This window comes from Klebsiella sp. K5-306, assembly GCF_051835185.1.
GTDB lineage: Bacteria > Pseudomonadota > Gammaproteobacteria > Enterobacterales > Enterobacteriaceae > Klebsiella > Klebsiella oxytoca.
Genome location: NZ_JAIFJY010000005.1, coordinates 17,899 through 34,816, shown reverse-complemented (window position 1 = coordinate 34,816; position 16,918 = coordinate 17,899). Strand labels below are relative to the sequence as shown.

Annotated in this window: 19 protein-coding genes and 1 riboswitch; of the genes, 15 read left to right on the top strand and 4 right to left on the bottom strand. The window is 55.2% G+C overall.

From position 1 onward, the window contains the following. Positions 1 to 9 precede the first annotated feature (9 nt). The 5 genes from K2184_RS09525 (at position 10) to K2184_RS09505 (ending at position 2,546) form a co-directional block, all read left to right on the top strand. Positions 10 to 747: an AzlC family ABC transporter permease gene (locus K2184_RS09525; RefSeq protein ID WP_004109581.1), complete on the top strand. Its 738-nt coding sequence runs from the start codon at positions 10 to 12 to the stop codon at positions 745 to 747. After that, complete coding sequence (locus tag K2184_RS09520; RefSeq protein ID WP_004109584.1) at positions 740 to 1,060, top strand: AzlD domain-containing protein; 321 nt, start codon at positions 740 to 742, stop codon at positions 1,058 to 1,060. Before K2184_RS09525 ends, K2184_RS09520 begins: the two co-directional genes overlap by 8 nt. Positions 1,061 to 1,085: 25 nt before the next feature. After that, on the top strand, positions 1,086 to 1,463 hold the full coding sequence (locus K2184_RS09515; protein ID WP_004109587.1) for a Rid family detoxifying hydrolase: 378 nt from the start codon (positions 1,086 to 1,088) through the stop codon (positions 1,461 to 1,463). A 109-nt stretch (positions 1,464 to 1,572) separates the two neighbouring features. Further along, complete coding sequence (locus tag K2184_RS09510; protein ID WP_004109593.1) at positions 1,573 to 2,082, top strand: GNAT family N-acetyltransferase; 510 nt, start codon at positions 1,573 to 1,575, stop codon at positions 2,080 to 2,082. Positions 2,083 to 2,090: 8 nt separating this feature from the next. Next, positions 2,091 to 2,546 (top strand): acyltransferase, encoded by a 456-nt coding sequence (locus K2184_RS09505; RefSeq protein ID WP_023320168.1) that lies wholly within the window; start codon positions 2,091 to 2,093, stop codon positions 2,544 to 2,546. A gap of 43 nt (positions 2,547 to 2,589) precedes the next feature. On the opposite strand, the gene pgi is transcribed toward K2184_RS09505, so the two are convergent. Continuing rightward, the gene (pgi, locus tag K2184_RS09500) at positions 2,590 to 4,239 is read right to left on the bottom strand and encodes a glucose-6-phosphate isomerase (protein ID WP_023320167.1); all 1,650 of its coding nucleotides are present in this window, start codon (positions 4,237 to 4,239) and stop codon (positions 2,590 to 2,592) included. Between the two features lie 352 nt (positions 4,240 to 4,591). Continuing rightward, a riboswitch (Lysine riboswitch) is annotated at positions 4,592 to 4,825 on the top strand. 180 nt (positions 4,826 to 5,005) lie between these two features. Here pgi and lysC point away from each other — a divergent pair. Next, positions 5,006 to 6,355, top strand: a complete 1,350-nt coding sequence (gene lysC / locus K2184_RS09495; RefSeq protein ID WP_004117205.1) for a lysine-sensitive aspartokinase 3 — start codon at positions 5,006 to 5,008, stop codon at positions 6,353 to 6,355. A gap of 39 nt (positions 6,356 to 6,394) precedes the next feature. Here the strand turns inward: lysC and K2184_RS09490 are convergent, their stop codons facing one another. Beyond that, positions 6,395 to 7,183, bottom strand: coding sequence for a nucleotidyltransferase domain-containing protein (locus tag K2184_RS09490; protein WP_032728772.1), 789 nt, complete (start codon positions 7,181 to 7,183; stop codon positions 6,395 to 6,397). A 5-nt stretch (positions 7,184 to 7,188) separates the two neighbouring features. Continuing rightward, positions 7,189 to 8,316, bottom strand: coding sequence for a slipin family protein (locus tag K2184_RS09485; RefSeq protein WP_032728771.1), 1,128 nt, complete (start codon positions 8,314 to 8,316; stop codon positions 7,189 to 7,191). Positions 8,317 to 8,451: 135 nt separating this feature from the next. On the opposite strand from K2184_RS09485, the gene K2184_RS09480 reads away from it, so the two are divergent. From K2184_RS09480 to K2184_RS09465, 4 genes are all read left to right on the top strand, one after another. Then, positions 8,452 to 8,667 (top strand): hypothetical protein, encoded by a 216-nt coding sequence (locus K2184_RS09480; protein WP_196552881.1) that lies wholly within the window; start codon positions 8,452 to 8,454, stop codon positions 8,665 to 8,667. A gap of 93 nt (positions 8,668 to 8,760) precedes the next feature. Next, on the top strand, positions 8,761 to 10,341 hold the full coding sequence (rtcR, locus tag K2184_RS09475) for an RNA repair transcriptional activator RtcR (RefSeq protein ID WP_049129297.1): 1,581 nt from the start codon (positions 8,761 to 8,763) through the stop codon (positions 10,339 to 10,341). A gap of 111 nt (positions 10,342 to 10,452) precedes the next feature. After that, positions 10,453 to 11,394, top strand: coding sequence for a ketopantoate/pantoate/pantothenate transporter PanS (gene panS, locus K2184_RS09470; RefSeq protein ID WP_016808446.1), 942 nt, complete (start codon positions 10,453 to 10,455; stop codon positions 11,392 to 11,394). A gap of 186 nt (positions 11,395 to 11,580) precedes the next feature. Then, complete coding sequence (locus K2184_RS09465) at positions 11,581 to 11,853, top strand: DUF3811 domain-containing protein (RefSeq protein WP_004109613.1); 273 nt, start codon at positions 11,581 to 11,583, stop codon at positions 11,851 to 11,853. On the opposite strand, the gene rluF is transcribed toward K2184_RS09465, so the two are convergent. After that, complete coding sequence (gene rluF / locus K2184_RS09460; RefSeq protein WP_017145134.1) at positions 11,850 to 12,722, bottom strand: 23S rRNA pseudouridine(2604) synthase RluF; 873 nt, start codon at positions 12,720 to 12,722, stop codon at positions 11,850 to 11,852. The two genes, K2184_RS09465 and rluF, sit on opposite strands and share 4 nt — an antisense overlap. Before the next feature lie 470 nt (positions 12,723 to 13,192). Here rluF and K2184_RS09455 point away from each other — a divergent pair, with 470 nt between their 5' ends. The 5 genes from K2184_RS09455 (at position 13,193) to K2184_RS09435 (ending at position 16,909) form a co-directional block, all read left to right on the top strand. After that, positions 13,193 to 14,140 (top strand): sugar-binding transcriptional regulator, encoded by a 948-nt coding sequence (locus tag K2184_RS09455; RefSeq protein ID WP_196552885.1) that lies wholly within the window; start codon positions 13,193 to 13,195, stop codon positions 14,138 to 14,140. Between the two features lie 70 nt (positions 14,141 to 14,210). Continuing rightward, positions 14,211 to 15,014 (top strand): SDR family oxidoreductase, encoded by an 804-nt coding sequence (locus K2184_RS09450; protein WP_004109619.1) that lies wholly within the window; start codon positions 14,211 to 14,213, stop codon positions 15,012 to 15,014. A gap of 9 nt (positions 15,015 to 15,023) precedes the next feature. Beyond that, entirely contained in the window at positions 15,024 to 15,431 is a 408-nt protein-coding gene (locus K2184_RS09445; protein WP_004109623.1) for a mannose/fructose/sorbose PTS transporter subunit IIA, read from the top strand. Further along, on the top strand, positions 15,431 to 15,925 hold the full coding sequence (locus K2184_RS09440) for a mannose/fructose/sorbose PTS transporter subunit IIB (RefSeq protein WP_004109627.1): 495 nt from the start codon (positions 15,431 to 15,433) through the stop codon (positions 15,923 to 15,925). Before K2184_RS09445 ends, K2184_RS09440 begins: the two co-directional genes overlap by 1 nt. A 186-nt stretch (positions 15,926 to 16,111) precedes the next feature. Beyond that, the gene (locus tag K2184_RS09435) at positions 16,112 to 16,909 is read left to right on the top strand and encodes a PTS mannose/fructose/sorbose transporter subunit IIC (protein ID WP_004109631.1); all 798 of its coding nucleotides are present in this window, start codon (positions 16,112 to 16,114) and stop codon (positions 16,907 to 16,909) included. The last annotated feature ends 9 nt before the right edge of the window (positions 16,910 to 16,918 follow it).

The following is a 16,918-nucleotide window of genomic DNA, read 5'->3' as shown; positions in this document are numbered from 1 at the left end:
ATATTGCTTATGAACAAAAAAGTTATCCTACGGGGCGCCAGCGCCATTCTTCCCTTGTGTATCGGCGACTTTCCCTTTTCATTTATCGTCGGCGCGCTAAGCGTGAGCGCCGGAATGAGCGTCTGGCAAAGTACGGTCTGGTCCACCATTGTTATTGCGGGTTCAGCACAAATGCTGGCGTTGAATATGCTCAAAACCGGGGCGAGCCTCGGGGTAATTATATTCACCACGCTGATTATTAATCTCCGTCATATACTTTACAGCGCATCAATTTCCAGTACCGTACGCGAGGCGTCCTTTTTTAAAAAATGCTTTATGGCCTATGCTCTGACCGATGAGGTGTACGCCACGACGGTGAAAGAGATGGAGGAGAATAAAAAGGATAAATATCTGTTCTACTCTTCAGCCATGCTGACATTTTGGTTCGCCTGGGTTTTAGCCGATTTCCTTGGCGCTCTGGTTGGCGCCTCATTTCCACATATTGAAAAATACGGTCTGGACTTCGCGATGGTCGCCGCCTTTATCGCCATCGTCGTTCCGCAAATCAAGAGCCAGGCCTGTACCGTCGCCGCCATTGTGGCTGCCGTATCCGGCGTACTTTTGGTCGTGCTGCCCTATTCGTTAGGCATTGTCGTCGCATCCGTATTGGGCGTAATGGCGGGCCTGAGCGTCGATCTCGCCGAAGAGCGTAAACAAGCGCAGGCCGCCGCTAAACTCTCTCTCGAAGGAGCGCTGGAAAATGAGTAATAGCTTTTTTATCGCCCTGACGCTGGGTATGGCCGCCGTGACCTTTCTTATTCGCTTCTCGTTCATTGGTCTCGCCGGGAAAATCCAGATGTCGAACCGGGTCAGCAAAACGCTGCGCTTTGTGCCGGTGACTGTTCTGCCAGCCATCATCACGATTCAGATCCTGAGCGTGAACTCCAGCATGGAGTTTGATTTAAAAAACCCGAAAGTCATCGCCGCGATTATCTGCACGCTTGCCAGCTTCCGACTGGGGCTGGTCTGGGTCGTCGTCAGCGGCGTTGGTTCACTGGTTTTACTTAACTATTTCATGTAACCACTTATCAAGAGGAATCAACAGAATGATTATTTCCACCGCGTCCGCGCCTGCCGCCATCGGTCCGTATGTTCAGGGGGTAAACCTGGGTACCATGACGATGACCTCAGGGCAGCTCCCGGTTAATGCGCAAGATGGCACCATGTCTGACGACATCGCTGTGCAAACGCGCCAGTCGCTGGAAAACGTTAAGGCTATCGTGGAAGCGGCGGGCTTGCAGGTGAAAAATATTGTTAAGACGATGGTTTTCGTCAAGGATCTGAACGATTTTGCTACCATCAACGCGGTCTATGAAGCGTTCTTCGTTGAACACAACGCGGCGTTTCCAGCCCGCTCCTGCGTTGAGGTCGCCAGACTGCCTAAAGATGCGGGTATTGAAATCGAGGCCATCGCCGTCGCCTGATCCCCAGCCGGAGGCTCTCCTCCGGCATCTTCTCCTCCCCCACTTTTGAGGTTTACCCGCAGCGAACTTTACGGGCAAAATATCGCCACTTCTTTGCGAGGAACGCAGAATGCTAAAGATTCGTCTTGCACGTCCGGAAGATGCGGCTTTACTCAACGATATGGCGAATGCCAGCTATCGTCATCACTTTACCCATCTCTGGCATAACGCCGATGAAATGGAGCGCTACCTGCAGCAAGAGTATGCCGTGGCCTCACTGGAGCGCAGCCTGGCCGATACGCAGTGCTGCTGGTTAATTGCTGAGGCAGAGGAGCCAATCGGCTTTGCTAAATACGCCTGCCGCCAGGACATCAATCCCGAAGGCCCAACCGGTACGCTATTGCATAAGCTCTATCTGTTACCTGCAACAACGGGCCATCGCTATGGCGAGCAGCTTTTTCACGCCGTCGAGAAGCGAGCAAAAGTTGCCGGTGAACGCTGGCTCTGGCTGGAGGTGCTCGCCGCGAATACCCGCGCCCGCCGTTTTTATGAACGTCAGGGAATGCAGCACGTAAAAGATGTCATCTTTCATTCTGCGACCCAGCAAAGCACATTACACATTTTGGCTAAACCGATCTGAGAGGCAGCATGCATACCCTTCGTGAAACCGCCATTCGCAACGTCGCCAGCGGCGAAAACGTGGTGATTTACCAGCCCGCCAACCTCTATGACTGCACGCTAGGCGATAACGTCTTCGTCGGCCCCTTCGTTGAAATCCAGGGCCATACCCGCGTTGGCAGCGACAGCAAAATTCAGTCCCATACCTTTATCTGCGAGTACGTGACCATCGGCGAACGCTGTTTTATCGGCCACGGCGTAATGTTCGCTAACGATATGTTCCGCGACGGCAAGCCCAACGCCGACCGCGAAAGCTGGGGAAGAATCATCATTGGCAACGATGTGTCTATCGGCAGCGGCGCAACCATTCTGGCGGTCAGCATTTGCGATGGCGTCGTGATTGGCGCGGGCAGCGTGGTGACAAAATCCATTACAGAGAAAGGCGTGTGGGCAGGAAACCCGGCAAAACTGCTGCGGCGGCTATAAAAAATGCCGGCCACCTGGGCCGGCATTGACAACGTTTTAGCGATTATGCGCGCCAGGATTTATAGCGGTTAATCAGGCCGTTAGTGGAGCTGTCGTGGCTGCTGACTTCAGAACCATCCTTCAGCTCCGGCAGGATGCGGTTCGCCAGCTGTTTGCCCAGCTCAACGCCCCACTGGTCGAAGGTGAAGATGTTCATAATCACGCCCTGGGTGAAAATCTTATGTTCATACAGGGCAATCAGCGCGCCCAGACTGAACGGCGTGATTTCACGCAGCAGGATGGAGTTAGTCGGGCGGTTGCCTTCAAACACTTTGAACGGCACCACGTGTTCCAGCGTCGCGGGATCTTTACCCTGATCGCGATATTCCTGTTCAACCACTTCGCGGGATTTACCAAACGCCAGCGCTTCGGTCTGCGCAAAGAAGTTAGACAGCAGCTTCGGATGATGGTCAGACAGCGGGTTATGCGTAATCGCCGGAGCGATAAAATCGCACGGCACCATTTTGGTCCCCTGGTGAATCAGCTGATAGAACGCGTGCTGACCGTTGGTGCCTGGCTCGCCCCAGATGATCGGGCCCGTCTGGTAATCCACGGCGTTGCCGTTACGGTCAACGTATTTACCGTTGGATTCCATGTTGCCCTGCTGGAAGTAGGCGGCAAAGCGGTGCATATACTGGTCGTACGGCAGAATCGCTTCGGTTTCAGCGCCGAAGAAGTTGTTGTACCAGATACCGATCAGCGCCAGCAGCACCGGCAGGTTTTTCTCAGCCGGCGTGGTGGAGAAGTGTTTGTCCATCGCGTGCGCGCCGGAGAGCAGCTCGACGAAGTTGTCGAAGCCCACGGACAGGATGATGGACAGGCCGATAGCAGACCACAGAGAGTAACGACCGCCAACCCAGTCCCAGAACTCAAACATATTGGCGGTATCAATACCGAATTCACCTACCGCTTTACCGTTGGTGGAGAGCGCGGCGAAGTGTTTCGCTACGTGTTTCTCATCGCCAGCGGTCGCCAGGAACCAGTCGCGCGCGCTGTGGGCGTTGGTCATGGTTTCCTGGGTGGTAAAGGTTTTCGACGCCACCAGGAACAGCGTGGTTTCCGGGTTCACCGTTTTCAGCACTTCGGCGATATGGGTACCATCGACGTTAGAAACAAAGTGCATATTCAGGTGATTTTTGTACGGACGCAGCGCTTCGGTCACCATGAACGGGCCAAGATCGGAGCCGCCGATACCGATGTTCACGACGTCGGTAATCGCTTTACCGGTGTAGCCTTTCCAGCTACCGGAGATAATAGCTTCAGAGAAGATTTTCATCTTCTCAAGCACGGCGTTCACTTCCGGCATCACATCTTTGCCATCAACCAGAATCGGAGTATTGCTGCGGTTACGCAGCGCAACGTGCAGCACCGCGCGATCTTCCGTGCGGTTAATCTTCTCGCCGGAGAACATGGATTTAATGGCGTCAGCCAGGAAGGTCTCTTTGGCCAGATCCTGCAGTTTGGCCAGCGTCTCTTCGGTGATGCGGTTTTTGGAAAAATCCACCAGCATCAGATCGTCGAACGTGGCGGAGAATTTAGAGAAACGGTCGCTATCTTTCGCGAACAGATCCGCGATGGTAACGTCTTTCATTTCATCAAAGTGTTTCTGTAATGCCTGCCAGGCAGAGGTCTGCGTTGGGTTGATGTTTTTCATTAGCAATACTCTTCTGATTTGAGAATTGTGACTGCGGTCGATTGTAGCGCCGGTGACGAAAAATTGTGATGATTTTTATGTTATGCCGATGATACGCGTCAGAAATTGGGGCAATTTGAGGCAAAACGTCCCTGATAGTATAGACATCATAAGGCTTTTTTCTGTCAGCGACCCGCGCATGAAAAATCCGCATAACCCTGACGTTGACATACTTCGCCTGAACCCTTTATATAACGGCAGTACCTACATATACGTAGGTAGGTATGGATCGCGCATTTCACGCTACAGCGAAAGGGTATTGCAGGGGGGTATAATGTCCCGCGTCCCCCTGGCAAAGTGAAAGACGTCGGTAATTGCCAGAAGAGGTGCGTTGCCCAGGTAACCGTATTGGAGGAGCCAGTCCGGGGAAAATACGTGAGGGGGAGCAACGCCGAGGTGAATAAGCGTCTGGTTACGCTCATCACCGGCCACAGGGGCTGAATCCCCTGGGTTGTCACCAGAAACGTTCGCAGTCGGGCGTTTCATACTCGCCATCTGATGCGCTGCATCGGCAAGCGGGTCTACAAGGTGGAGCACTTCTGGGTGACATCGTAGTTTGTTTATCGCTCTGCGCCCACCCTGTTTTTCGCTCTTCCCTTGTGCCATGGCTGAATAATTTGGCCTGGCTTATTAAGACATTTTGTTGCAATCCGGCTGCGTCCAGCCCCGCCAGGATTGGTTGTCAGGAATCGTTTTAATAAGTCAGGCCCCCTGACACGAGGTTGTTATGACAGACTTAGTTGTAGCCAAATTCGGCGGTACCAGCGTTGCCGACTTTGATGCCATGAACCGCAGCGTAGACGTCGCGCTGCTGGATGCCAATACCCGCGTGGTGGTGCTTTCCGCCTCGGCTGGCGTGACCAACCTGCTGGTCGCCTTAGCGGAAGGGCTGGAACCTGGCGAACGTTTCGCAAAGCTCGATGCCATGCGGCAAATCCAGTTCAATATTCTGGAGCGTCTGCGTTATCCGAACGTGATACGCGATGAAATTGAACGCCTGCTGGAAAACATCACCACCCTGGCGGAAGCCGCCTCCCTGGCCAGTTCAAGCGCGTTAACCGACGAACTGGTCAGCCATGGCGAACTGATGTCTACTCTGCTGTTTGTCGAGATCCTGCGCGAGCGCGGTATCGCCGCCCAGTGGTTCGACGTGCGCAAGGTTATGCGCACCAACGATCGCTTTGGCCGCGCGGAACCGGATATCGCCGCCTTATCTGAACTCACCGAGCAGCTTCTGGCTCCGCGTCTGGCGGAAGGCCTGGTGATCACCCAGGGCTTTATTGGCAGCGAAGCGAAAGGCCGTACCACCACGCTTGGCCGCGGCGGCAGCGACTATACCGCCGCGCTACTCGGCGAAGCGCTACACGCTACCCGCGTCGATATCTGGACCGATGTTCCGGGTATCTATACCACCGACCCGCGCGTTGCGCCGGCGGCCAAACGCATTGACGTTATCGCCTTTGAAGAAGCGGCGGAAATGGCGACCTTTGGCGCGAAAGTGCTGCATCCGGCCACCCTGCTTCCCGCCGTACGTAGCGATATTCCGGTATTCGTCGGCTCCAGCAAAGAGCCAAAAGCGGGCGGCACGCTGGTGTGCAAAAATACGGAAAATCCGCCGCTGTTCCGCGCGCTGGCGCTGCGCCGCAAGCAGACTCTGCTGACCCTGCACAGCCTCAATATGCTGCACTCGCGCGGTTTTCTGGCCGAGGTATTCAGCACGCTGGCGCGTCACAGTATCTCCGTCGATCTGATCACCACTTCTGAAGTGAGCGTGGCGCTGACCATGGATACCACTGGTTCGACTTCGGCCGGCGACACCCTGCTCACCCAGTCGCTGCTGACCGAACTGTCCTCGCTGTGCCGCGTTGAGGTTGAACAGGACCTGGCGCTGGTTGCCATCATTGGTAACGAACTGTCTAAAGCGTGCGGTGTCGGTAAAGAGGTGTTTGGCGTGCTGGAGCCGTTTAATATTCGCATGATTTGCTACGGCGCATCCAGCCACAATCTGTGCTTCCTGGTACCGGGTGCGGATGCCGAAAAAGTGGTGCAGAAGCTGCATCATAATCTGTTCGAGTAACAGCGATAAAAATGGCCCGCCATTTCTGCCGGGCCATTTTTAGTTTCCCATCACCGTGGTCATTAGCAATCTGTCCAACTCCCTGATGTCACCGCTCCGGCTCTCAGGCAGCGCTGGCGGGATCGCGCCTCTGAGCAGCTCGGACTGAATAAACGCATGCAGTAATGGCCGCCGCGGACCATATTCAGCCTCGTCGGCGCGCTGTTTGCGCGCCAGCAGCTCGTCGATTTCCTGACGCAGGCCCGCCTCCAGACAGCTTCCCGCCAGCAGTTCAGCAAAGCGCATCGGCGGCGCCCCTTTTCCCGCCTCAACCCAGCGGACGGCCAGTAGCGGACGCAGCACGTAAAAGTACTTTTTCAACCGCACCTGTTCACCCTGCAGATAGCCGCGAAAATTCTTTCTGGCCATCGAGTAGTAATGCCAGCGGGCGCGTACCGGAGAAAACCACTCCGGTATCAGCCGCTTAAGCGCCTGAACTGTCGCATCATCCTGCTGATACACCACCGGCGAGTCCAGCCATTCGATCAGCGTCGGATTTGCCCCTTTCAGCAGACCCAGCGCCTTACGCCACTCCCAACCGCAGACGTCCAGCTCAGCGTCGATGGGCAGCTCGATAACATCGCGCGGCGCATCCACCCGCAGGTACCACTCAGGGGGATGAACATAGAGAAACCGCACATCATAATCGCTGTCCGGCGAGGCAAAGCCCCAGCCCCGGCTGCCGGACTCGCAGGCGTAGAGCACCCTGACGCCGTAGCGCTGCTCCACCTCCTGTAACTGCCGCCGCACCTTATGGCGCATGGCGGCATCCACACCGTTATACGTCATGTTGTTTATCCTTTTAGATTGACCAGTCCATGCAGCACCTGGTCCAGGCCGCCAAAGACCGAGATTTTATCGATACGCTCCGCCACCCTTTCCAGCGTTTCCAGCTCTTTTAAGCGCAGCGCGACCGGGTTGTTTTCCATCACTTTCGCGGTGTTGAGCAGCGAACGCGTCGCCGCGGTCTCTTCACGCCGGCGGATCACGTTCGCCTGCGCCGATTTCTCCGCCTCCACCAACTGCGACAGAATAGCTTTCATGTCGCCGGGCAAAACAATATCTTTCACGCCCAGCGAGGCGACTTCGATACCAAATGCCGCCATGCGCTCGGTTACCTGCGCGCTCACCACCTCATCAATGATGTGCTTATCTTCCAGTAGTTCATCCAGCGTTCGCGTTCCGACGGCTTCACGCAGCGCAAACTGCAGTTCGCGATACAGATGGTCCAGCGGCTTCGTCAGCTGCCCAAAAGCCCGCAACACATCGCTGTAGCGCCAGTTCGCCGCCAGATTTAAACGCAGATTCACTTTATCTTTGGTCAGAATCTCCTGACCGCCGACTTCCAGCAGCTGCAGGCGGGTATCGACCACTTCAGCTTCCACCAGGTGATTGATCTTCCAGTAGGCGCTCAGGCCCGGCGGCAGCAGCGACTGCGTCTCACCATCGACTTTCAATACCCCGACGTGCCAGGCTGGCACCGATACGGTCAGGATCGCTTCGCGACCTTTTACCGTCCCGTGACGTCTCGGCTGCAGCACCGCGTTCATGATCGCCTCGGGGACCTCAACCTGCCGGGTATCCAGACGTAGCAGCTGCATCTCGTCACCGGCGGCCCAGTAAAGTCGACGCGTCGCTGGCGGCAGAATTTCCTGCAGCACGCCGTTGTGATAGAGCGCTCCGGCCTCGTTATCCGTCAGGTCCGCCGCCAGGCAGTACTGTTCGATCCATTCCGCCTGAAAGCGCCGTAAATACTCGGCCAGCGCCTCCGGCACTTCGCTGCCGTCCCTGTTAACGATTAGCACTTCAGGAACGTTGAACCACGGCAGGCGATACTCGCCCGCTTCCAGAATCTGATAGTAATCTCCCTGACGAGAGAGAAGTCCCAGTTGGCCTTTCCGTATAGTGATTTTTTTAGCCATTTTTTATTCCTTATAAAAAGCAGGCGCGGGTGCAGGGGCGAAGCCGCAGGGGAACTCCCTTTTGCCTGCGGCACGGCGCCTTTACCGGCGGCCTGCTGTGGGGAGTGCTGACTGCACAAAACCCCGTGTATCTCTATGATTAAAAAACCAGTTTTCATTGGAGTGAAATCGGGAATCGAACCCATTGGTGGTTATCGGCTGACGGAACGCGCCCGAAAGACGGTCAGTACCGTTTCTGACGTGCCGGCGGGGTTTAACCCCCTGCGAATTCAGCGAAATAACGAAAGGGTTATTGCCAGATGCGTGCCAGAACGAAAAAGTGATGAAATAAATTTTTATCTCATTGATTAAAAGTGATTTATTTTTTAACTCGGTTTTTGCCGTTGCCCGGCTCGGGAGAATTTTTTATCTTTTAGTATCGATACTTATCTTATGAGATAAATAATGAACAAGCGTCGGGTGGTGATTGGCGTTCTCGGAACGGTACTGGATAAACGCGGCAAGCGGGCTAATCGTTTAAAGAAATGGCGGCCCACCGTTGGGCTATGCCAGCAGGCCGATTTTCCTGTCGACAGGCTGGAGCTCATCCACCAGCCGCACGATGAAAGCCTGGCGCAAAAGCTGATCGAAGATATCGCCCTGCTTTCGCCGCAAACCGAAGTACGCCCGCATAGGGTCGAGATAAACGATCCGTGGGATTTTGAAGAGGTCTACGCGGCGTTTCTCGACTTCGCCAGCCGCTACAGCTTTGATACCGAAAACGAAGAGTATCTGGTGCATATCACTACCGGGACTCACGTGGCGCAAATCTGCTGGTTCCTGCTGACGGAGGCGCGCTATCTTCCCGCCAATCTGCTGCAGACCGGTCCTGCGCCGAAAGGCTCACCGGATGAAGCCATCGCTGTCGGTATTTACTCGGTTATCGATCTGGACTTAAACCGCTATGCCGCGCTCACCAGCCGCTTTCAGCGCGAGCAGCAGCAGTCGGTCTCTTTCCTGAAAGCCGGGATAGAGACGCGCAATGCGACGTTCAACAAGCTTATCGATCGAATTGAGCGCGTGGCGATCCGATCGACCGATCCGATCCTGCTTACTGGCCCAACGGGCGCCGGTAAGTCCTTTCTCGCCAGACGTATCTATCAGCTGCGCCAGTCGCGTCATTTAGTGGCGGGAAAATTTATGGCGGTTAACTGCGCCACCCTTCGCGGCGATAACGCAATGTCTACGCTGTTTGGCCATGTCAAAGGCGCGTTTACCGGCGCGGTCGCGCCGCGCGCCGGACTATTACGCGAAGCCGACGGCGGCGTGCTGTTTCTTGATGAAATCGCCGAGCTGGGGCTGGACGAGCAGGCCATGCTGCTGAAGGCCATTGAAGAAAAAACCTTTTTCCCGTTTGGTTCGGACAACGAGGCGCACAGCGACTTTCAGCTAATCGCCGGAACGCATCGCGATATGCAGCAGTGGGTGGCGGAAGGACGCTTTCGCGAAGATCTTTATGCGCGCATCAATATGTGGCGCTTTGCCCTCCCCGGCCTGGCGCAGCGGCGGGAAGATATTGCGCCAAACGTGGAGTATGAACTACGGCGACTGGCCAGCGAACGGCAGACGCAGATCCGCTTTGATAAAGAGGCCCGCGAGCGCTATCTGGCCTTTGCCTGCTCGCCGCAGGCGCAGTGGCGCGGCAATTTTCGCGAACTCAGCTCATCCGTGGCGCGTATGGCGACGCTGGCCGAGCAGGGGCGCATTACGCAGGCCGTTGTGGAAGAGGAGATTATGCTGCTGAAAGAGAGCTGGCAGCTGACGACGTCTTCTCCTGACATAGCAATGGAAATCGATCTCTTCGATCGCCGGCAGCTGGAAACGGTGCTGGAGGTCTGCCAGCGCAGCGCTTCGCTCTCCGAAGCCGGACGCGAGCTGTTCGCCGTCTCCCGTCAGAAAAAGGCCAATCCTAACGATGCTGACCGCCTGCGCAAGTATTTAGCGCGCTTCGGACTCAGCTGGGAGCTTATCCGCAGCGGAACATGAGCATAATTTGTTTGAATAATATTTCTTAGCACGATAAACAATAGCTATGGCCGGGCTCGATCCCGGCCGGTCAATAACAAGCAAACACAACTTATGTGCAAGGAAAACAACATGCTCGCCACGCTTACGCGGCTGTTCCCATTATGGGCGCTGCTGCTCTCGGTTATCGCTTATTACACGCCATCCACTTTTACTCCCGTTGGCCCTTGGGTCCCGACGCTGCTGATGCTGATTATGTTCGGCATGGGCGTGCATCTGAAAGTCGACGACTTTAAGCGCGTGCTTTCCCGCCCCGCGCCGGTTGCCGCAGGGATTTTTCTCCACTACCTGGTGATGCCGCTCGCCGCCTGGCTGCTGGCGCTGATTTTTCACATGCCGCCGGAGCTTTCCGCCGGCATGGTGCTGGTGGGCAGCGTCGCCAGCGGTACGGCATCCAACGTGATGATCTTTCTGGCAAAAGGCGATGTTGCGCTCTCAGTCACCATCTCCTCGGTATCCACCCTGGTCGGCGTGGTCGCGACGCCGCTGCTGACGCGTCTGTACGTGGATGCGCATATTCAGGTAGATGTGATGGGAATGCTGCTCAGCATTCTGCAAATTGTGGTGATCCCAATTGCACTGGGGCTGGCGGTGCATCATCTGCTGCCGAAAGTGGTGAAGGCGGTGGAACCGTTTCTCCCGGCCTTTTCGATGGTCTGCATTCTGGCGATTATCTGCGCCGTGGTGGCAGGCTCCGCGTCGCATATCGCTTCCGTTGGTTTTGTGGTGATTATCGCCGTTATCCTGCATAACACTATCGGTCTGCTCGGCGGCTACTGGGGCGGGCGACTGTTTGGCTTTGACGAGTCCACCTGCCGCACGCTGGCGATCGAGGTGGGAATGCAGAACTCCGGCCTTGCCGCCGCGTTGGGGAAAATCTACTTTGGCCCGCTGGCCGCGCTGCCCGGGGCGCTGTTCTCGGTCTGGCACAACCTGTCCGGCTCGCTGCTGGCCGGTTACTGGTCAGGGAAGCCGATTGCGGATGAATCGCGTAAAACGGAAAAAGAGAGCTAACAACCCGTAATTTTCCCGGCTTGCGCTGCGCTTAGCCGGGCTACGGTCCGTGCAGCTTGCGGGTTTTGTAGCCCGGACAGGTGCGCAGCACCGCCTCCGGGATTTTCTGCGAGGCACAACAATTTACCGTGAGACGTCCGCCCCTTTACCGTACACTGAAGCCACAGGCTAACTGAGGGCACCACTATGGCACTCCCCCGCATCACTCAAAAAGAGATGACCGAGCGCGAACAGCGCGAACTGAAAACCCTGCTCGACCGCGCGCGCATCGCCCATGGCCGTCCGCTGACCAACGCGGAGACCAACAGCGTGAAAAAAGAGTACATCGATAAACTGATGCTCCAGCGCGAAGCCGAGGCTAAGAAAGCCCGCCAGCTCAAGAAAAAGCAGGCTTACAAACCGGATGCGGAGGCCTCGTTTTCCTGGTCGGCAAATACGCCAACGCGCGGCAGACGCTAACGCCCTTTCTTTTTACGCCCAGGCGCAGTAAAGCGTTTGCCGTTCGACGCCGGACGGGAAGACTTCTCGCTGGTTTTTTCCATCGCGACTACCGGGCGCTTAATGCCGGCCGTTTTCGGCTTCGCCTTTGCCTTCGGTTTCGCCTCTGAAGACGAGTTCTCAATCAGCTTGAAGAGATCGATCAGCTCATCGTCGGTCAGATCGCGCCACTCTCCCAGCGGGATCCCCGTCAGGCTGACGTTCATGATCCGCGTCCGCTCAAGCTTCGTCACTTCATAGCCAAAATATTCGCACATCCGGCGGATCTGGCGATTCAGCCCCTGAACCAGGGTAATGCGAAACACAAAAGGCGCTTCTTTTTTCACTTTGCACTTCTTCGTTACCGTGCCGAGAATCGGTACGCCCGCGCCCATTCCGCGAATAAACTCATCGGTCACCGGCTTATCAACGGTGACCAGATACTCTTTTTCATGGTCGTTACCGGCGCGCAGGATTTTATTCACCAGATCGCCATGGTTGGTCAGAAAGATGAGCCCCTGCGAGTCTTTGTCCAGACGGCCGATTGGGAATACGCGTTTGCTGTGGTTAACGAAATCAACGATGTTGTCGCGCTCCCCGTCTTCGGTAGTGCTGACGATGCCAACCGGTTTATTCAGCGCAATCAGTACTAAATCATCCGCTTCGCGCGGCTCAATCAACCGGCCATTGACCTTGACTACGTCGCCAGCTTTAACCTGGTCGCCAATAGTGGCGCGTTTGCCGTTGATAAAAACGTTGCCTTGTTCGATAAAACGATCGGCTTCACGGCGCGAGCAAATTCCGCTTTCGCTGATGTATTTATTGAGTCGGGTTGACGAGTCGGGCAGCATAACTTCTCCTGAAACACTTCATCCTTCAAGTTGTCTCTGCGATGGCTACACTCACTGATCCCAGTCACATAGATTTCTATGCTGCCGGGCGTCGCTCCCTTGCCGCCTTGATAAAACTTGAATGCTTTCTGTTTAAAAACGAAATATACCCTACCTTGCAGGCGATAAAAAAGAATCGCGCGCTCGCCGCCTGACGCTAAATGTGATCTGTCCCGCCTTTCAACACAAAAGTGTACTTCAGAAAGCCCAGCAACTTTGCCCGGCGAAATAAAGCAGAATCAGGCCCTTATCAATTACGGCACAAACGTGCCGGAAACCGGCGATTAGCAACGCAAATGTGCAACAGAAACGGTCAGAAGATTGCTATGAAAAAGAGGAAAATTTCTTTAAAGCGGGCGCCTGATGGGGTTATATCAGATCGTGAGCGCCAATATCTGATTTGCACAAATGTGCAGGAGCCGACAGTGACGATGGAAAACAGCGACGATATTCGTCTGATCGTAAAAATCGCCCAGCTCTATTATGAGCAGGATATGACCCAGGCGCAGATTGCCCGCGAGCTGGGGATATACCGCACCACCATCAGCCGTCTGCTGAAGCGCGGCCGCGAGCAGGGCATCGTCACTATCGCCATCAACTATGACTACAACGAAAATCTGTGGCTTGAGCAGCAGCTGAAACAAAAATTTGTCCTCAAGGAGGCGGTGGTGGCGGCCTGCGACTCGCTGCTGGAGGAGGATCAGCTCAATCTTATCGGCCTGCATGGCGCACAATTGGTCGACAGGCTGCTGGAGCCGGGCGATATCGTCGGTTTCTCCTGGGGGCGTGCGGTACGCGCGCTGGTGGAGAATCTGCCGCAGGCCAGCCAGTCCCGTCAGGTTATCTGCGTCCCGATTATCGGCGGCCCCTCCGGCAAGCTGGAGAGCCGCTACCACGTGAATACGCTGACCTACGGCGCCGCGGCGAAGCTGAAAGCGGAATCGCATCTCGCCGATTTCCCGGCGCTGCTGGATAACAAATTAATTCGCAACGGTATTATGCAATCCCAGCACTTTAAAGCTATTGCATCTTACTGGGATAACCTGGACGTCGCGCTGGTGGGGATCGGTTCACCGGCTATCCGCGACGGCGCCAACTGGCATGCGTTTTACGGCAGCGAAGAGAGCGACGATCTCAACGCCCGCCAGGTCGCCGGTGATATCTGCTCGCGCTTTTACAATATTGATGGCGCGCTGGTAGAAACCGCCATGAGCGAGAAAACGCTGTCTATTGAGATGGCGAAACTCAGGCAGGCGCGTTATTCGGTAGGTATCGCCATGGGCGAGGAAAAATACTCCGGTATTCTTGGCGCCTTAAATGGACACTATATTAACTGTCTGGTGACGAATCGAGAAACCGCCGAGTCGCTACTGAAGTAAATTACAACGATATGATTTCACGCAGCGCTGCTGCGGGGGATCCCTTTATCTGAAGAAACAGGAGTCGATAATGGATACGTGGTTAAACTTAAAAGATAAAATTATTATTGTTACCGGTGGCGCATCAGGAATTGGCCTGGCGATTGTCGATGAATTATTAGCCCAGGGCGCAAATGTGCAGATGAGCGATATTCACGGCGGCGATAAACATCAGCTCGGTGAAAATTATTGTTTCTGGCCAACAGATATTTCCAGCGCCAGCGAAGTGAATAATACCGTCGACAGTATTATTCAGCGTTTTGGCCGTATTGACGGACTGGTTAATAACGCTGGCGTCAACTTCCCGCGTTTATTAGTCGATGAGAAAGCGCCGTCCGGCCGCTATGAATTAAATGAAGCGGCATTCGAAAAAATGGTCAATATCAATCAAAAAGGCGTATTTCTGATGTCACAGGCGGTAGCCCGCCAGATGGTTAAACAGCGCAGCGGCGTGATTGTTAACGTCTCGTCGGAAAGCGGCCTCGAAGGCTCTGAAGGCCAGAGCTGTTACGCCGCGACTAAAGCCGCGCTGAATAGCTTTACCCGCTCATGGTCGAAAGAGTTAGGTAAACACGGTATTCGCGTCGTGGGCGTTGCGCCGGGCATTCTGGAAAAAACCGGGCTGCGCACGCCTGAGTACGAACAGGCGCTGGCCTGGACCCGTAATATTACCGTCGAGCAGCTGCGCGAAGGCTATAGCAAAAATTCGATTCCGATTGGTCGTTCGGGTCGGCTCAGCGAAGTCGCTGATTTTGTTTGCTATCTGCTCTCAGATCGCGCCAGCTATATCACCGGAGTCACCACTAACATCGCGGGCGGAAAAACGCGCGGCTAAGGGGGAAAAATGGTTAACGTCATCTTCTGCGCCCACGGCCAGCTGGCCTGCGCCATGCTCGACTCGGTGCGCATGGTTTACGGCGATGTCAACGTCAGCGCAGTGGAGTTTGTACCGGGTGAAAACGCGGGCGACATCGCCGGTAAGCTTGAAAAGTTGGTAAGTACTCACAAAGACGAAGAGTGGCTTATTGCCGTCGATTTACAGTGCGGAAGCCCGTGGAATGCCGCCGCCGGGCTAGCGATGCGCAACCCGCAGCTCCGGGTCATCAGCGGCCTGTCGCTGCCGCTGGCTCTGGAGCTGGTCGATAATCAGCAAACGATGAATGCAGAAGCGCTGTGCCAACACCTGGAACTTATCGCCAGCCAGTGCTGCGTCACCTGGCGGCAACCGGAAACCGTTGAGGAGGATTTCTGATGAACATTACGCTCGCGCGCATTGACGACCGTTTGATTCACGGCCAGGTCACCACCGTTTGGTCAAAAGTGGCCAACGCCCAGCGCATTATTATCTGTAATGACGACGTGTATAACGACGACGTTCGCCGCACGCTGCTTCGCCAGGCCGCGCCGCCGGGCATGAAGGTCAATGTGGTGAATATCGAGAAAGCCGTCGCCGTTTATCACAACCCGCAATATCAGGACGAAACGGTCTTTTATTTATTCACAAACCCGCAGGATGTATTAACCATGGTGCAGCAGGGGGTGAAAATAGCCACCCTGAATATTGGCGGCATGGCCTGGCGACCGGGTAAGAAACAATTAACCAAAGCGGTGTCATTAGACGCAGCGGATATTAATACCTTTCAGCAGTTAGATAAGCTGGGGGTTAAACTTGATTTACGCGTCGTAGCCTCAGATCCGTCGGTTAATATTCTCGATAAAATAGCAGAGCAGTCCGTTACAGAATAATAAAACGCGCCTTTTATTTCACCCTGGCATTCTGGCTGCATCGCGGCGGCAAATGAGAAAGTCACCAGCAGCATAGATTACTATGCGACTGGGGCGAGAGAATGCAGTCAACAAAGAGGCAGCCTGAAGAACATCGTGTAAATGCCGTAAAAGGCAGGGATTTCTATACCCTCGAGGTGACAAATTATGGAAATAAGTACCCTACAAATAATAGCCATATTTATTTTTTCCTGTATTGCCGGAATGGGCAGCGTGCTGGATGAATTCCAGACTCACCGTCCATTAATCGCCTGTACCGTGATTGGCTTAATTCTCGGCGATTTAAAAACCGGGATTATGCTCGGCGGGACGCTGGAGCTGATCGCGCTCGGCTGGATGAACGTTGGCGCGGCGCAGTCTCCGGATTCGGCGTTAGCCAGCATTATTTCCGCCATCCTGGTGATCGTTGGCCAGCAAAGCATCGCTACCGGAATAGCGATTGCGCTGCCGGTCGCGGCCGCAGGCCAGGTACTCACCGTGTTCGCTCGTACCATTACCGTAGTGTTCCAGCACGCGGCGGATAAGGCAGCGGAAGAGGCGCGCTTCAGAACAATCGATCTGCTGCACGTGTCGGCGCTGGGCGTTCAGGCGCTGCGCGTCGCCATTCCCGCACTCATCGTTTCTCTGTTTGTCAGCGCGGATATGGTCAGCAATATGCTCAACGCCATTCCGGAATTCGTCACCCGCGGTCTGCAAATCGCCGGCGGTTTTATCGTGGTGGTCGGCTACGCCATGGTGCTGCGCATGATGGGCGTGAAGTATCTGATGCCTTTCTTCTTTCTCGGCTTCCTCGCGGGCGGCTATCTCGACTTTAGTCTGCTGGCTTTCGGCGGCGTGGGGGTCATCATCGCGCTGATTTATATCCAGCTCAACCCGCAGTGGCGTAAACCTGAACCGCAGGCCGCCGCCCCCTCTTCCACCGCCCTTGACCAGCTTGACGACTGATGGAGCCCA

Bases quoted from the DNA above. Each gene is read 5' to 3' on its own strand.
- K2184_RS09525 (WP_004109581.1), top strand. From the start codon at position 10: ATGAACAAAAAAGTTATCCTACGGGGCGCCAGCGCCATTCTTCCCTTG.
- K2184_RS09520 (WP_004109584.1), top strand. From the start codon at position 740: ATGAGTAATAGCTTTTTTATCGCCCTGACGCTGGGTATGGCCGCCGTG.
- K2184_RS09515 (WP_004109587.1), top strand. From the start codon at position 1,086: ATGATTATTTCCACCGCGTCCGCGCCTGCCGCCATCGGTCCGTATGTT.
- K2184_RS09510 (WP_004109593.1), top strand. From the start codon at position 1,573: ATGCTAAAGATTCGTCTTGCACGTCCGGAAGATGCGGCTTTACTCAAC.
- K2184_RS09505 (WP_023320168.1), top strand. From the start codon at position 2,091: ATGCATACCCTTCGTGAAACCGCCATTCGCAACGTCGCCAGCGGCGAA.
- pgi (WP_023320167.1), bottom strand. From the start codon at position 4,239: ATGAAAAACATCAACCCAACGCAGACCTCTGCCTGGCAGGCATTACAG.
- lysC (WP_004117205.1), top strand. From the start codon at position 5,006: ATGACAGACTTAGTTGTAGCCAAATTCGGCGGTACCAGCGTTGCCGAC.
- K2184_RS09490 (WP_032728772.1), bottom strand. From the start codon at position 7,183: ATGACGTATAACGGTGTGGATGCCGCCATGCGCCATAAGGTGCGGCGG.
- K2184_RS09485 (WP_032728771.1), bottom strand. From the start codon at position 8,316: ATGGCTAAAAAAATCACTATACGGAAAGGCCAACTGGGACTTCTCTCT.
- K2184_RS09480 (WP_196552881.1), top strand. From the start codon at position 8,452: ATGATTAAAAAACCAGTTTTCATTGGAGTGAAATCGGGAATCGAACCC.
- rtcR (WP_049129297.1), top strand. From the start codon at position 8,761: ATGAACAAGCGTCGGGTGGTGATTGGCGTTCTCGGAACGGTACTGGAT.
- panS (WP_016808446.1), top strand. From the start codon at position 10,453: ATGCTCGCCACGCTTACGCGGCTGTTCCCATTATGGGCGCTGCTGCTC.
- K2184_RS09465 (WP_004109613.1), top strand. From the start codon at position 11,581: ATGGCACTCCCCCGCATCACTCAAAAAGAGATGACCGAGCGCGAACAG.
- rluF (WP_017145134.1), bottom strand. From the start codon at position 12,722: ATGCTGCCCGACTCGTCAACCCGACTCAATAAATACATCAGCGAAAGC.
- K2184_RS09455 (WP_196552885.1), top strand. From the start codon at position 13,193: ATGGAAAACAGCGACGATATTCGTCTGATCGTAAAAATCGCCCAGCTC.
- K2184_RS09450 (WP_004109619.1), top strand. From the start codon at position 14,211: ATGGATACGTGGTTAAACTTAAAAGATAAAATTATTATTGTTACCGGT.
- K2184_RS09445 (WP_004109623.1), top strand. From the start codon at position 15,024: ATGGTTAACGTCATCTTCTGCGCCCACGGCCAGCTGGCCTGCGCCATG.
- K2184_RS09440 (WP_004109627.1), top strand. From the start codon at position 15,431: ATGAACATTACGCTCGCGCGCATTGACGACCGTTTGATTCACGGCCAG.
- K2184_RS09435 (WP_004109631.1), top strand. From the start codon at position 16,112: ATGGAAATAAGTACCCTACAAATAATAGCCATATTTATTTTTTCCTGT.